This is a genomic window from Solirubrobacter deserti, assembly GCF_027587175.1.
GTDB lineage: Bacteria > Actinomycetota > Thermoleophilia > Solirubrobacterales > Solirubrobacteraceae > Solirubrobacter > Solirubrobacter deserti.
Genome location: NZ_JAPCID010000008.1, coordinates 17,406 through 30,639, shown reverse-complemented (window position 1 = coordinate 30,639; position 13,234 = coordinate 17,406). Strand labels below are relative to the sequence as shown.

Here is a 13,234-nt window from a genome sequence, read left to right as displayed (position 1 = left end):
GACGTAGCTCCCTCTCTTCCCCGGGGGGTGGACTATCGTCCGGGCATGTCGCATCGCCTCCCCGAGCGCGACCGGCCGTGGATGATGCGCACCTACGCGGGCCACTCCACGGCGGCCTCCTCGAACGAGCTGTACCGGCGCAACCTGGCCAAGGGCCAGACCGGGCTCTCGGTCGCGTTCGACCTGCCGACACAGACCGGCTACGACCCCGACCACGAGCTCGCGCGCGGCGAGGTCGGGAAGGTCGGCGTGCCCGTCGCGCACCGCGGCGACATGGCGGTGCTGATGGACGGCATCCCGCTCGGCGAGATGAACACGTCGATGACGATCAACGCCACGGCCGCGTGGCTGTTCGCGCTGTACGTGGTGGCCGCCGAGGAGCAGGGCGTACCGGAGGACCAGCTCTCGGGCACGACCCAGAACGACATCATCAAGGAGTACCTCTCGCGCGGGACCTACGCGTTCCCGCCCGGGCCGTCGATGCGGCTGGTCGCGGACATGGTCGCCTACACCGTCGAGCACGTCCCGCGGTGGAACCCGGTCAACATCTGCTCCTACCACCTGCAGGAGGCGGGCGCGACGCCCGTGCAGGAGATCGCGTTCTCGATGGCGACCGCGTGCGCGGTGCTGGACGCAGTGGCCGAGCGCGTGCCCGCCGAGCGCATGCCCGCGGTGTTCGGGCGGATCTCGTTCTTCGTCAACGCGGGCGTGCGGTTCGTGTCCGAGCACGCGAAGCTGCGCGCGATGACCGTGCTGTGGGAGCAGCTCGGCCGCGAGCGCTACGGGGTGACCGACGAGAAGGCGCTGCGCTTCCGCTACGGCGTGCAGGTCAACTCGCTCGGCCTGACCGAGGCCCAGCCGGAGAACAACGTGCAGCGGATCGTGCTCGAGGCGCTCGCGGTGACGCTCGGCCGCAACGCCCGCGCCCGGGCCGTGCAGCTGCCGGCCTGGAACGAGGCGCTCGGGCTGCCGCGCCCGTGGGACCAGCAATGGGCGCTGCGGATCCAGCAGGTGCTCGCGTACGAGACCGATCTGCTCGAGTACCCGGACCTGTTCGAGGGCTCGAAGGTCATGGACGGGCTCGTTGAGGAGCTGCTGACCGGCGCGCGCGAGGAGCTGGTTCGCGTCGAGGACCGCGGCGGGGCGGTCGAGGCGGTGCCGTACATGAAGGCGGCGCTGGTGGAGTCCCACCGCGAGCGGATCGCGCGGATCGAGTCCGGCGAGCAGGTGTTGGTCGGCGTGAACCGGTTCACCGAGACCGAGCCGTCGCCGATGCTCGGCGAGGACGGCGGCATCCTCGTCGTCGACCCAGGCGTGGAGGCGCAGGCGCGCGAGGCGGTGCGCGCGTGGCGCGAGCAGCGCGGCGACGTGTCGGCCGCGCTGGACGAGCTGCGCCGCGTGGCCGCGAGCGACGAGAACATCATGGCGGCGACGCTCGCCGCCGCCCGCGCCGGCGTGACCACCGGCGAGTGGGCCGGCGCGCTGCGCGACGTCTTCGGCTCCTACCGCGCGCCGACCGGCGTCGGAGAGGCCGCCTCCCCCGCCGCCGACGAGGCGCTGCGCGACGAGGTCGCGCGCGTGAGCGAGGCGCTCGGCCGCACGGTCAAGATCCTGGTCGGCAAGCCGGGGCTCGACGGTCACTCCAACGGCGCGGAGCAGATCGCGGTCCGGGCGCGCGACGCCGGCTTCGACGTCGTCTACGAGGGCATCCGCCTCACGCCGGCGCAGATCGCCCGCTCCGCCGTCGACGAGGGCGTGCACGTGATCGGCCTGTCGATCCTGAGCGGCTCGCACCGCGAGCTGATTCCGGACGTGATCGCCGCCCTCGACGGGGCGGACATCCCCGTCGTCGTCGGCGGCATCATCCCCGAGGCCGACGTGCCCGCGCTGAAGGCCGCGGGCGTCGCGGCCGTGTACACGCCGAAGCACTTCGAGCTCGACCGGATCATGCACGAGATCGTCGCCCTGGTGGCCGCGCGCAATGGCGTGGGGGCCGCCGCCTGATCGGCGGCGGAGCGTCGCGGTGGGGGACGGCGAGGCGCGCGGGCGCGGCGCGGAACTCGGCGCGCGGCTCGCGGCGGGTGACCGGAGCGCGGCACCGGCCGCGCTGAACCTGCTCGAGACGCGCACGGCGCGCGAGGGGGCCGCCGCGCTCGTCTCGGCCGCGGGCGAAGGGGCCGGGCACGTGATCGGCATCACTGGTCCGCCGGGCGTCGGCAAGTCGACGCTGCTGAGCGCGCTGCTGCACGAGTGGCGCTCGCGCGGGCTGGCCGTGGCCGTGCTGGCGGTCGACCCGTCGTCCAAGCGCAGCGGCGGCGCGCTGCTCGGGGACCGTGCGCGGATCGAGCACGATCCCGCCGACCGGGACGTGTTCATCCGCTCGATGGCCGCCGGCGAGCGGCTCGGCGGGCTCGCGCCCGCGACGCGCGCGGCCGCGCAGGCGCTGGCGAACGCGTTCGACGTGGTGGTGATCGAGACGGTCGGCGTCGGCCAGTCCGAGACCGACGTGGCCGAGGCGGCGGACACGGTCGCGGTCGTCGTCCAGCCCGCCTCCGGCGACGCCCTGCAGTTCCTGAAGGCCGGGATCATGGAGGTCCCGGACGTGCTGGTGGTCACCAAGGCCGACCTGGGCGCGCCGGCCCGCCGCGCCGAGGAGGACCTGCGCGCGGCGCTCGGCGCGCTCGGCGCGGACGCGCCCGTCCTCACCGTGTCGGCGATCGCACCCACGCAGGGCATCGCCGCGCTGGCCGACGCGCTCGCCACGCACGGCGAGAACCGCGACCGAGTCCGCGTGCGGCGCCTCGGCGCGCTCGCCGACTTCGTCCACGAGCACGGCGAGCGGGGCCTGCGCGCGCTCGGCGGCCGCCGCGCCGCGGTGCGCTGGCTGGCCGAGCAGGACGAGTCCCTCGACGAGCCCACCCTGTACGGCCTGCTCGAGCGGCGCAATCAACCGAACGGTTGATGCGGTCTAGCCGCCTCACCGATCGTCGGGGCGGCCCGCCGCGCGCAGACTGCGCAGCGTGATCGCGATCGAGCATCTGCACAAGCGCTACGGGGACGTCGTCGCCGTCGAGGACGTCTCCTTCACGGTCGAGCCCAACGAGATCTTCGGGATCATCGGGACCAACGGGGCGGGCAAGACCACGACCGTCGAGTGCCTCACCGGCGTGCGCACGGCGGACGGCGGCCGCCTCGTGATGCTGGGCTTGGACCCCGCGACGCAGCGGGACGAGATCCGCCGGCGCGTCGGCGTCCAGCTGCAGTCGAGCCACTTGCCCGACCGGCTCAGCGTCCGCGAGGCGCTGCAGCTCTACGCCTCGTTCTACGAGGACCCGCGCGACCCCGACGAGCTGATCGAGCTGCTCGGGCTCCAGCACCGCGCGGGCGCCCGCTACGGCAAGCTGTCCGGCGGCGAGAAACAGCGCGTGTCGGTCGGGCTGGCGCTCGTCGGCCGCCCGCAGGTCGCGGTCCTGGACGAGCTCACGACCGGCCTGGACCCGCACGCGCGCCGCGAGGTGTGGACGCTGATCGAGCGGCTCAAGCTCGAGGGCCTGACCGTGATCCTCGTCAGCCACTTCATGGACGAAGTCGAGCGCCTGTGCGACCGCGTCGCGGTGATCCACAAGGGCCGCGTCGTCGCGCTGGACACACCGAGCCGGCTGGCCGCCCATGGCCGGCTGGAGGACGCCTTTTTGGAGTTGACCACCGTATGAACCAGCTCATCGCCTGCGAGGCCAAGCTCACGGTCCGCGAGCCGGTCGGCCTGGCCTTCAGCCTCGTGCTGCCGCTCGTGATCATCCTCGCGTTCGGGTTGTCCGCGAGCGCGTCCGAACCCGACGAGGAGCTGGGCGGCGTGATCGCGCTCGACACGCTGCTCCCCAGCATCGGCCTCGCGCTGTCCTTCGGGATGGTCGCGATCTTCATGCTCCCGGGCTTCATGACCGACTACCGCGCCCGCGGCATCCTGCGACGGCTGTCCACCACCCCGGTGCACCCGGCGAAGCTGCTCGCCGCGCAGGTGATCGTGCAGGGCGCCATCGCGCTGATCAGCGTCCCGCTCGTGCTGGGCCTCGCCGTCGCGCTGGGGATGAGCTTCCCCGAGCAGCCGCTGATGGTCGTGGTCGTCGTGCTGCTCGGCGGCGCCGCGCTGTTCGCGGTCGGGACGCTCGTGTCCGCGGTCGCACCCGACGCGAAGATCGGCTACGTCTACAGCGCCATGTTCTTCTTCCCCAGCCTGTTCTTCGCGGGCGTCTGGCTGCCGAAGGAGCAGATGCCGGACTGGCTGAGCACGATCGGCGACTTCACGCCGCTCGGCGCGTTCCGGGAGTCGCTGGAGAACGCGTTCACCGGCACGAGCCAGGACCCGCTGATGCTGCTGACACTCGCCGTCACCGCGGTGGCAGCGGGGACCGTCGCGGCTAGGGTCTTCCGCTGGGAGTGAGCAGCACCGCCGACATCTGGTACCGCCGGCTCGAGAGCTCGGTCCCGTGGCTGCCGTACATCATGCTGGTGCTGTCGACGCTCGCCGCGACGCTGATCGACGGCCGCACCGCTCCGGAGCCGACGCTCGCGCTCTCCGCCGTCACGCTCGTGTGGCTGATCGCGCTCAAGGACCGTCCGCGCCTGGCTCCGGTGTACGTCGCCGGCCTGCTCGTGCTGTGCGCGGCGCTCACCACGCGCAGCCCGCTGTACGGGTTCTTCGTGTTCATCGGCTACCTGTCGGTGGACCACCTGCCCGGCTGGTGGAAGGCACCGCCGATCGTGGTCACCGGCGTCCTGAGCGGGCTCTGCCAGGCCGGCGGCTGGCCGCTCCAGGACTACGCGATGCCCGCGCTGTTCCCGGCGTTGGCGGTGGTCAACGTCGTGATCGCGAGCACGATGTTCGCCGTGAGCATGCGCATCGAGGAGCGTGAACGCGAGCAGGGCGTGATGCAGGAACGCCAGCGCGCCGCGCGCGAGATCCACGACACCATCGCGCAGGGGCTCGCGGGGGTCGTCGCGCAGCTCGAGGCGGCGGCGCACGCCCGCGCCCGCGGCGCCGACGACGAGGGCCACCTGCACGCCGCCACCCAGCTCGCCCGCGAGAGCCTGGCCGAGGCGCGCCGCTCCGTGCGCGCCATCACGCCGCACGAGCTCGAGCAGGCGCGGCTGCCGGAGGCGATCGAGAAGGTCACCACGTCGTGGTCGCAGACCAACCACGTGCAGGCGCAGTTCACGACCACCGGCACGCCGCGCCCGATCCATCCCGAGGTCGAGGTGACGCTGCTGCGGGCCGCCCAGGAGGCGCTGACCAACGTCGCCCGCCACGCGCGCGCCTCCCGCGTCGGGCTCACGCTCTCCTACATGGAGGACGTCGTGACGCTCGACGTCCGCGACGACGGCATCGGCTTCGACGCCGACACCAACGGCTACGGGCTGACGGGCATGCGCCAGCGCGTGACCGGGGTCGGCGGCGAGCTCGCCGTCGAGTCCGCGCCCGGTGAGGGCACCGCGATCTCGGCCAGCGTCCCGGCCGTCCCGGCATGATCAGCCTGCTGATCGCCGACGACCACCCTGTCGTCCGCAACGGGCTGCGCGGCATCTTCACCGGCGATCCGGACTTCGAGGTGCTCGGGGAGGCCGCGGACGGCCGCGAGGCGGTGACGCTCGCGCTCGCCCGCAAGCCGCAGGTCGTGTTGATGGACCTGCGCATGCCGGGCACCGACGGCGTGACCGCGATCCGGGAGCTGGCCCAGCAGTCGCCGCAGACGCGGGTGCTCGTGCTGACCACCTACGGCGACGACAGCGACGTGCTGGCCGCGATCGACGCCGGCGCCACCGGCTACCTGCTCAAGGACGCGCCGCGGGAGGACCTGCTGCGCGGCGTGCGGGCGGCCGCGCGCGGCGAGTCCGTGCTCTCCCCCGCCGTCGCGGCGACCCTGCTGGGCCGCGTCCGCGCGCCCGAGCCCGAGGCCCCACTGTCCCCGCGGGAGCTGGAGGTGCTGCGCCTGATCGCGCGCGGCGCCACCAACAAAGAGGCGGCCAAGCAGCTGTTCATCTCCGAGGCGACGGTCAAGACGCACCTGTTGCACCTGTACGCGAAGCTCGGCGTCAACGACCGCGCCGCGGCCGTCGCGACGGCGTACGACCGCGGGCTGCTCGGACGGTCCTAGGGCGAATTCCTGATTGTGCGCGCGACCCCCTTAGGCGTAGGGTCCTGAGCGCCCGATGAGTTTTTCCGCAACCGGGAGTCTCCCCTTCTGATGACCACGAACCTCGCGATCGAGGCCTCGGGCCTCGTAAAGACCTTCGGCGAGCTGCGCGCCGTCGACGGCGTCGACCTCGCGGTCCGCCGCGGGTCGGTCTACGGCGTGCTCGGCCCCAACGGCGCCGGGAAGACGACGACGATCCGGATGCTCGCGACGCTCCTGCACCCCGACGGGGGCAGCGCCCGGATCCTCGGCCACGACATCGTCGCCGAGGCCGACGCCGTGCGCAGCGCGGTCAGCCTCACCGGTCAGATGGCGTCCGTCGACGAGGACCTCACGGGCCGCGAGAACCTGATCCTGCTCGGCCGCCTCTACGGCTTCAAGGGCAAGGCGGCCAAGGACCGCGCGGACGAGCTGCTGGGCGCGTTCGGCCTGGAGGACGCGGCCGGGCGGCTGACCAAGAACTACTCGGGCGGCATGCGCCGGCGGCTGGACATCGCCGCCAGCCTCGTCGTCACGCCGGAGCTGCTGTTCCTGGACGAGCCGACCACCGGCCTGGACCCGCGCAGCCGCAACCAGGTGTGGGACATCGTGCGCGCGCTGCGCACCGCCGGCACCACGGTGCTGCTGTGCACCCAGTACCTCGACGAGGCCGACCAGCTCGCGGACGGGATCGCCGTCATCGACAAGGGCAAGGTGATCGCGGAGGGCACGCCGGGCCAGCTGAAGGCGAGCGTCGGCAGCGCCACGCTGCACGTGCGGCTCCTGCAGGGCGACCAGCGCCCGCAGGCCGAGACGATCCTCGCGCGCGAGCTCGGCCTCGTGCACCTGGAGCCCGACCCCTCGGCGCTGAGCGTGCAGTGCCCCGAGGCCGACAAGGGCGCCGAGGCCATCGCCGCGCTCGGCCGCGCCGGCGTCGGCGTCGCGTCCTTCGCGCTCGGCCAGCCGACCCTCGACGAGGTCTTCCTCGCCCTCACCGGACACACCGCCGAAGACAAGGAAGAGGTCAAGGCATGAGCGTCGCCGACAACGCCGCGATCACGAACGCGCTCTCCTCGGTCCCCCGGCCGCCGCGGCCAAGCGCGTTCAGCGCCGCCATGGCCTTCGGCTGGCGCGGCATGCTCAAGATCAAGCACGTGCCGGAGCAGCTGCTGGACGTGACGATCACGCCCGTGATGTTCCTGCTGATGTTCACGTACCTGTTCGGTGGCGCGATCGCCGGCTCGACGGGCGCCTACCTGGACTACGTGCTCCCCGGCCTGCTCGTCATGTCGGTCGTCTTCACGACCGTCTACTCCGGCGTGTCCCTCAACACCGACCTGACGAAGGGCGCCGTGGACCGCTTCCGCACGCTGCCGATCTGGCGCCCGGCCCCGCTGGTCGGCGCGCTGCTCGGCGACGCCGTTCGGTACGTGATCGCCGGCACCGTGATCACGACGCTCGGGCTGATCCTGGGCTTCCGGCCGGACGGCGGCCCGCTCGGCGTGATCGCCGCGCTCGGGCTGACGGTCGTGTTCTCGTTCGGCGTCAGCTGGCTGTTCACGACGCTCGGCCTGTTCCTGCGGTCCCCGCAGGCGACGATGAACGCCGGCTTCATGCTCATCTTCCCGCTCACGTTCCTGTCCAACGCGTTCGTGGAGCCCGAGACGCTCCCGCGCGTGCTGGAGGCGTTCGTGAACGTGAACCCGATCTCGATCATGACCGACGCCGCCCGCGGCCTCATGGCCGGTGACGCGGCCGGCAGCGACATCGCGATCTCGCTCGGGGTCGCCGCCGGCCTCACAGCGGTGTTCATGCCTCTGACGTCGCGCCTCTACAGGACGCGCTCCTAACGCTTCACCCTCACCGTCTTGGTCGCCGACGACGTGGTGCCGTCGGCGGCCTCGACCGTGATCCGCAGCGTCGCCTTGACGGTCTTGCGCTGCTTGGCCACCTTGACCGTGAGCTTCGCGTCGCCGGCCTTGAGCAGCGTCTTGGACGCCTTGCCGATCGTCTTCTTCTTGACGGTCAGCGTCGCCTTGACCTTGCACGGGCCCGCGCAGGGCACGGTCACGCTGAGCTTGCGGCCTTTGAGCTTGTGGCTGAACGCGGGCACCGGCTTCTCGGCCCCCGGGCCGCCCGGCTGCCCCGGCCCGGCCGGCCCGGAGCCCTGGACCGTCTCGCAGTTGGCGACGACGTCGACGGCGTCGACGATCGCCGTGTCCTGCCCGACGCCGCAGTCGACGTTGTCGACCTCACCGTCGCGGGCGTTGACGACGTCGTTGCCGAACGGGATCTTGCACGTGTAGGAGTACCAGCCACAGGTGGCGGTGGTGGCGTCGGCCTGGATCGTGTCCTGGCCCGGCCCGCCGGTCACCGTGTCGTTGCCGAAGCCGGCGTTGAGGAAGTCGTTGCCCGGGCCGCCGTCGAGCGTGTCCAGGTAGTCGCCGGCGACGAGCTTGTCGTTGCCGCCGTGGCCGAGCAGCGTCGAGTTGCCCTCGTCGATGTTCGCCCACACGCGCAGCTCGTCGTCGCCCGGGCTGCCCGCGAGCGTGCCGGAGACGCGCGATTCGATCTTCTCGACGTTGACGACGTTGTCGCCCTCGCCCGGGCGGCCGTCGTTGGCCGCGCCGTCCATGCTGACGGCGATCGGCGGGTTGTAGTCCTTGTCCGGGATCTGCCAGTCGTCCACGAGGTCGAGGCCGGCGCCGCCGTCGACGTAGTCGGCCGCCGGGTCCTTGTAGGTGTCGGGCGAGAGCGTGTCGTTGCCGTCGCCCGCCTCGATGTGGTCGCCGCCGGCGGCGCCGTTGATCTCGTCGTCGCCCGCGCCGCCGCGCAGCGTGTCGTTCGCCTCCCAGCCCTTGAGGATGTCGTTGCCGCCACCGCCGTCGAGCGTCACCGACGTGCCGCCGCCGTAGGTCTGCAGCTGGTCCTTGCCCTCGCCGCCGAGGACCTCGACCGGGAGGTTGGCCGGGTAGTCCGAGAACGAGTTCCAGTCGTCGCCGTCGCCGAGCTCGAGCCGGACGCGACCGGGCATCGGACAGCGGGCGGTGTAGTCGTAGGTGCAGTTCGCCGGGAGGGTCAGGCCCTCCTCGAAGATGGTGAGCTGCCCGTTCTCGGCGCCGAGCATCGGCGAGTCGCGGACACCCGGGTCGGCGCGGTAGACGAGCGTGTCGCCTTCGTAGGAGATCGTCGCAGCCTGCGCCGCCGCCGGGGCCAGAAGGGCCACGACGGTCGCCGCGAGCAGGGGGAGGGTCGACTTCATACCGACGATGGTCCGCGACCGCACCGCTGCGCACATCAGGGATCCCCCTAAAGGTGTACGTCAACGCTGCCAAGAGCGCTCGGGTGCCGGCGCAGTAAGTTGCGGGGCATGACCCCGATGAAGGCCCGTCTGGCGGCGGGCGAGACGCTCTTCGGCACGTTCCTGACGCTCGGCAGCCCGTTCGCTGCCGAGTCGTTGGGACTGCTCGGCTGGGATTGGCTGCTCGTGGACCTCGAGCACGGCGGCGGCGACGAGTCCCAGCTCGTCGGCCAGCTGATGGGCTGCTCGTCCGCCGGTGTGCACGCGCTGGCGCGCGTGGAGTCCGACGTGCGCGGGCGCACCGCGCGGGCGCTCGACCTGGGCGTCGAGGGCGTGATGTGCCCGCAGGTGAACTCGGTCGAGCAGGCCGAACGCTGGGCTTCGGTGCTGCACTATGGCCCGCCCGGCACGCGCGGGATCGCCTTCTTTCACCGCGGCGCGCGCTACGGCACCGACCCGCAGCCGATCGAGACGGCCCGCGAGCGGGTGTGCGGGATCGCGCAGATCGAGTCGCCGGAGGCGGTCGAGGCCGTGGAGGAGATCGCGGCCGTGGAGGGCGTCGACGTGCTGTTCGTCGGCCCGTCCGACCTCTCGTACTCGATGGGGATGTTCCGCCAGTTCGAGGAGCCGGCGTTCCGGGACGCGATCGCGCGCGTGAACGAGGCGGCCCGCGCGGCGGGCAAGGCGACCGGGATCTTCCTCACCGACGTGGCGCAGGTCCCGGCCGCGCTCGCCGACGGCTTCCGGATGATCGGGATCGGCTCCGACGGCGGCTACATGATGAAGGCGGCGGGCGACACGCTCGCTCAGGCCAGGCGCGCGCGCTGAAGCGCCCACCAGACCTCGACCAGCGTCTCGGTCTCGCGCAGTGAGCGGCCCGTGGCCTGCTCGAAGCGCCCGAGCCGGTGGCGCACCGTGTTGACGTGCACGCCGAGCTCGCGGGCGGTGAGCTCGGCGTTGGCGTCGTTGTCGAGGAAGCGCGCGACGGTCTCGACGATCACCGGCGCGGCGCTGAACGGCTCGAGGTAGCGGCGGCGCAGGATCTCGCCCACCTGCTCGTCGGCGAGCACGGCGGGGCGCAGACCGAGGCCTTCGAGGTCGAAGACGCCATCGGCGCCGAGCGCGAGTCCGACTTCCAGCGCGCGGTGGGCGCGCTCGAACGCGCGTCGGAAGTCCTGCGGTGCGGCGGGTGCGGAGACGCCGATCGGCACCGGCGCCGGCGCCTCGGGCAACCGGGTGAGCAGCGCACACAGCTCGCCGTCGATGCGGGCCCCGAGGCCCCCGACGTGGACGGGCGGACGGTCGAGGCCGAGATGGCGTTCGAGCGCGGCGAAGTCGGCCGGGCGGGCGACGGCCGCGCGGTAGGCGGCGTGCGGGTCCAGGCCGGCGGCGCTGAACGCGGCGCGCAGCTCCGCCGGCGCGGCGGCGCCGGTCATCGCCCGCCGGAGCAGGCTCGCGCGGACGTGCTCCTGCTCGCGGGCGAGGCTCAGCTCCGCGTCCCGGTGGCCGTCCGCGGCGGCGAGCATCGCGAAGTCGACCCAGCGGACCTCGAGCTCCAGGAACTCGCGCAGCAGCGCGTCGCGGCCGGGGGCTTCCGGGACGAGGCTCGCCGCGAGCTGGTAGAGGCGTTCCTGCCCGACCCGCCAGGCGGCGAGCATGTCGCTGACCGCGACGCGCTGGCGCGCCCGGGTGCCCCCGGCGCTGCGGAAGATCGTGGTGGCGTCGGCCGGTTGCGGAGGCCGCCGCAACCGCAGGCCGGCGAGGATCTCGACGTGGTTCGCGCGGACCGCGAGGCGCATCGAGTCGACGGGGACCTCGGCGTACGAGCGCAACGCACGCATGTGCTCGACCGTGCGCTCCACGCTTGCCGCCTGCTCGCGCTCGAGGGCATCGAGCAGTCCGTCCCAGTCCATGGGTGGGCGAGCCTACAACGCCGCCCACGCGGCGTTGGCCGTTTGTCCAATGCGGCGCTCACGGACGCGCGGGAGGATGCCGGCCATGAGCACGCCTGTTGTCTTCATCCATGGACTGTGGTTGCTGGAGTCCAGCTGGGACCGCTGGGCCGAGTTCTTCGCCGAGCGCGGGTACGAGCCCGTGCAGCCAGGGTGGCCGGATGACCCGGAGACCGTCGAGGAGGCCAACGCGCACCCGGAGGTGTTCGCCGGCAAGACGGTCGGGCAGGTCGCCGATCACTTCGCCGACGTGATCGCGGGACTGGACTCCAAGCCGGTCGTGATCGGGCACTCGTTCGGCGGGCTGCTGGCGCAGATCCTCGCCGGGCGCGGGCTCTCGCGCGCGACGGTGGCGTTGTCCCCGGCGCCGTTCCGCGGCGTGCTGCCGCTCCCGATCTCGTCGCTGCGCTCCGCCGCGCCGGTACTGACGAACCCGCTCAACCGCCACCGCGCCGTGCCGCTGACGTTCGACCAGTTCCGGTACGCGTTCGCCAACGCGGTCTCGCTCGAGGAGGCGAAGGAGCTCTATGAGACCTACGCGGTGCCGGCGCCGGGCGCGCCGTTGTTCCAGGCCGCCACGGCGAACCTGAACCCGTGGACCGAGGTCAAGGTGGACACGGACAACCCCGAGCGCGGGCCGCTGCTGATCATCTCCGGCGCCAAGGACCACACCGTGCCGTGGGCGCTGTCCAACGCCGCCTACAAGCAGCAGCAGGACAACCCGGGCATCACCGAGATCGTGTCCGTGGAGCGCGGGCACGCGCTCACGATCGACAGCGGCTGGCGGGAGGTCGCCGAGACCGCGCTCGCCTTCGTCGACCGCGCGCTGGGCAGGTCGGATGAGGGGATGTCCCCTGCTTCCAACTAGAAAGGCTTCGGTGCCGGCGGGGTGAGCGCGGCGCGCATCGCGTCGGCGCACAGGTCGGCCAGCGGCCACAGCAGCGCGCGAGCGGACGGGAGCGCCTTGCGATCGTCCTCGCGGGCCCACTCGGCCTCGTCGCGGGACTCGACGAAGTGCGTGAGCGCGTGCCGCCAGGCGTTCAGCCGGCTCGGGCGCATGACGAGCGTGCGCATGCCCTGCTGGCGCTGGTGGTCGCCGAGCTCGTCGGCGAGCGCCGTCATCTCGCGGAACTCGAGGACGTCGTCGGTGGTCATCTCGGCGTTGCGGAAGCGCTCCGTCGTGATGATCTGGACCGCGTGGGCGGAGGCGGCGATCTCTTCCTCGCCGAGGTCGAACACGGCCAGCACGACGGCCTCACCGTCAAGGCCAGGCGTGATGTCGATGTGGGCGTGTTCCATGTGTGAACGTTATCGGCAGTGGACCCTGCGGTCCTTTAGTTCTACCCGAGTGGGGAGGGGCGGTACCCGAGTAGGCTCCGCTGCATGCCTTCGCCCGAAGCACCTCTGCAGGGCTCTTGCGCGTGCGGAGCCGTCCAGTTCCAGGTTACGAAGGACTTCGTCTCGGCCGGGTACTGCCATTGCACGCGCTGTCAACGACGGGCGGGGACGCCCTGGTCGTTCAACGCGATCCTGCCGGACGGGCATGGCCTGAGCATTCTTTCTGGTGCGTCGGACGTGTCCGTGTGGCGACCGCCGACCGGGCTGCCCAAGACGTTCTGCTCGACCTGCGGCGGACACCTGTGGTCGGGGGAGCCCGGAACCGACGGCGTCGTCGGCGTGCGCATGGGCGTGCTGCACGGCGATCCGGGGATCCAGCCGTCGTGGCGCCAGTGGCTGTCCTCGGCGCCGGACTGGGCGCCGATCCCGGACGACGGGCTGCCGCGCTTCTCCGAAGCCCGTGTAACCTGATC

Annotated in this window: 14 protein-coding genes; 11 read left to right on the top strand and 3 right to left on the bottom strand. The window is 72.3% G+C overall.

The window, feature by feature from the left end:
- The first annotated feature begins 45 nt into the window (after positions 1 to 45).
- The 8 genes from OJ962_RS06635 to OJ962_RS06600 all read left to right on the top strand — a co-directional run bounded on the left by OJ962_RS06635 (position 46) and on the right by OJ962_RS06600 (position 8,020).
- On the top strand, positions 46 to 2,004 hold the full coding sequence (locus OJ962_RS06635) for a protein meaA (RefSeq protein WP_202957168.1): 1,959 nt from the start codon (positions 46 to 48) through the stop codon (positions 2,002 to 2,004).
- 19 nt (positions 2,005 to 2,023) lie between these two features.
- Positions 2,024 to 2,962: an ArgK/MeaB family GTPase gene (locus OJ962_RS06630; protein WP_270006249.1), complete on the top strand. Its 939-nt coding sequence runs from the start codon at positions 2,024 to 2,026 to the stop codon at positions 2,960 to 2,962.
- A gap of 58 nt (positions 2,963 to 3,020) precedes the next feature.
- On the top strand, positions 3,021 to 3,713 hold the full coding sequence (locus OJ962_RS06625; RefSeq protein WP_202957170.1) for an ABC transporter ATP-binding protein: 693 nt from the start codon (positions 3,021 to 3,023) through the stop codon (positions 3,711 to 3,713).
- The gene (locus OJ962_RS06620) at positions 3,710 to 4,441 is read left to right on the top strand and encodes an ABC transporter permease (RefSeq protein WP_202957171.1); all 732 of its coding nucleotides are present in this window, start codon (positions 3,710 to 3,712) and stop codon (positions 4,439 to 4,441) included. The genes OJ962_RS06625 and OJ962_RS06620 overlap by 4 nt, the downstream gene beginning before the upstream one ends.
- A complete protein-coding gene (locus tag OJ962_RS06615; RefSeq protein ID WP_202957172.1) occupies positions 4,438 to 5,526 on the top strand; it encodes a sensor histidine kinase in 1,089 nt (362 codons plus the stop codon). The genes OJ962_RS06620 and OJ962_RS06615 overlap by 4 nt, the downstream gene beginning before the upstream one ends.
- Positions 5,523 to 6,152, top strand: coding sequence for a response regulator (locus OJ962_RS06610; RefSeq protein WP_202957173.1), 630 nt, complete (start codon positions 5,523 to 5,525; stop codon positions 6,150 to 6,152). The genes OJ962_RS06615 and OJ962_RS06610 overlap by 4 nt, the downstream gene beginning before the upstream one ends.
- 90 nt (positions 6,153 to 6,242) lie before the next feature.
- Positions 6,243 to 7,205, top strand: a complete 963-nt coding sequence (locus tag OJ962_RS06605) for an ATP-binding cassette domain-containing protein (RefSeq protein ID WP_202957174.1) — start codon at positions 6,243 to 6,245, stop codon at positions 7,203 to 7,205.
- Entirely contained in the window at positions 7,202 to 8,020 is an 819-nt protein-coding gene (locus OJ962_RS06600; RefSeq protein WP_202957175.1) for an ABC transporter permease, read from the top strand. The genes OJ962_RS06605 and OJ962_RS06600 overlap by 4 nt, the downstream gene beginning before the upstream one ends.
- Here the strand turns inward: OJ962_RS06600 and OJ962_RS06595 are convergent.
- A complete protein-coding gene (locus OJ962_RS06595) occupies positions 8,017 to 9,432 on the bottom strand; it encodes a calcium-binding protein (protein WP_202957176.1) in 1,416 nt (471 codons plus the stop codon). The genes OJ962_RS06600 and OJ962_RS06595 overlap by 4 nt on opposite strands.
- A gap of 108 nt (positions 9,433 to 9,540) precedes the next feature.
- On the opposite strand from OJ962_RS06595, the gene OJ962_RS06590 reads away from it, so the two are divergent.
- Positions 9,541 to 10,299, top strand: a complete 759-nt coding sequence (locus OJ962_RS06590) for an HpcH/HpaI aldolase family protein (protein ID WP_202957177.1) — start codon at positions 9,541 to 9,543, stop codon at positions 10,297 to 10,299.
- Here OJ962_RS06590 and OJ962_RS06585 read toward each other — a convergent pair.
- Positions 10,278 to 11,384 (bottom strand): PucR family transcriptional regulator, encoded by a 1,107-nt coding sequence (locus OJ962_RS06585; protein ID WP_202957178.1) that lies wholly within the window; start codon positions 11,382 to 11,384, stop codon positions 10,278 to 10,280. The genes OJ962_RS06590 and OJ962_RS06585 overlap by 22 nt on opposite strands.
- A gap of 85 nt (positions 11,385 to 11,469) precedes the next feature.
- On the opposite strand from OJ962_RS06585, the gene OJ962_RS06580 reads away from it, so the two are divergent.
- Entirely contained in the window at positions 11,470 to 12,291 is an 822-nt protein-coding gene (locus OJ962_RS06580) for an alpha/beta hydrolase (protein WP_202957179.1), read from the top strand.
- On the opposite strand, the gene OJ962_RS06575 is transcribed toward OJ962_RS06580, so the two are convergent.
- Positions 12,288 to 12,722, bottom strand: a complete 435-nt coding sequence (locus OJ962_RS06575; RefSeq protein WP_202957180.1) for a hypothetical protein — start codon at positions 12,720 to 12,722, stop codon at positions 12,288 to 12,290. The two genes, OJ962_RS06580 and OJ962_RS06575, sit on opposite strands and share 4 nt — an antisense overlap.
- 84 nt (positions 12,723 to 12,806) lie before the next feature.
- On the opposite strand from OJ962_RS06575, the gene OJ962_RS06570 reads away from it, so the two are divergent.
- Positions 12,807 to 13,232, top strand: a complete 426-nt coding sequence (locus OJ962_RS06570) for a GFA family protein (protein ID WP_202957181.1) — start codon at positions 12,807 to 12,809, stop codon at positions 13,230 to 13,232.
- Positions 13,233 to 13,234: the final 2 nt, after the last annotated feature.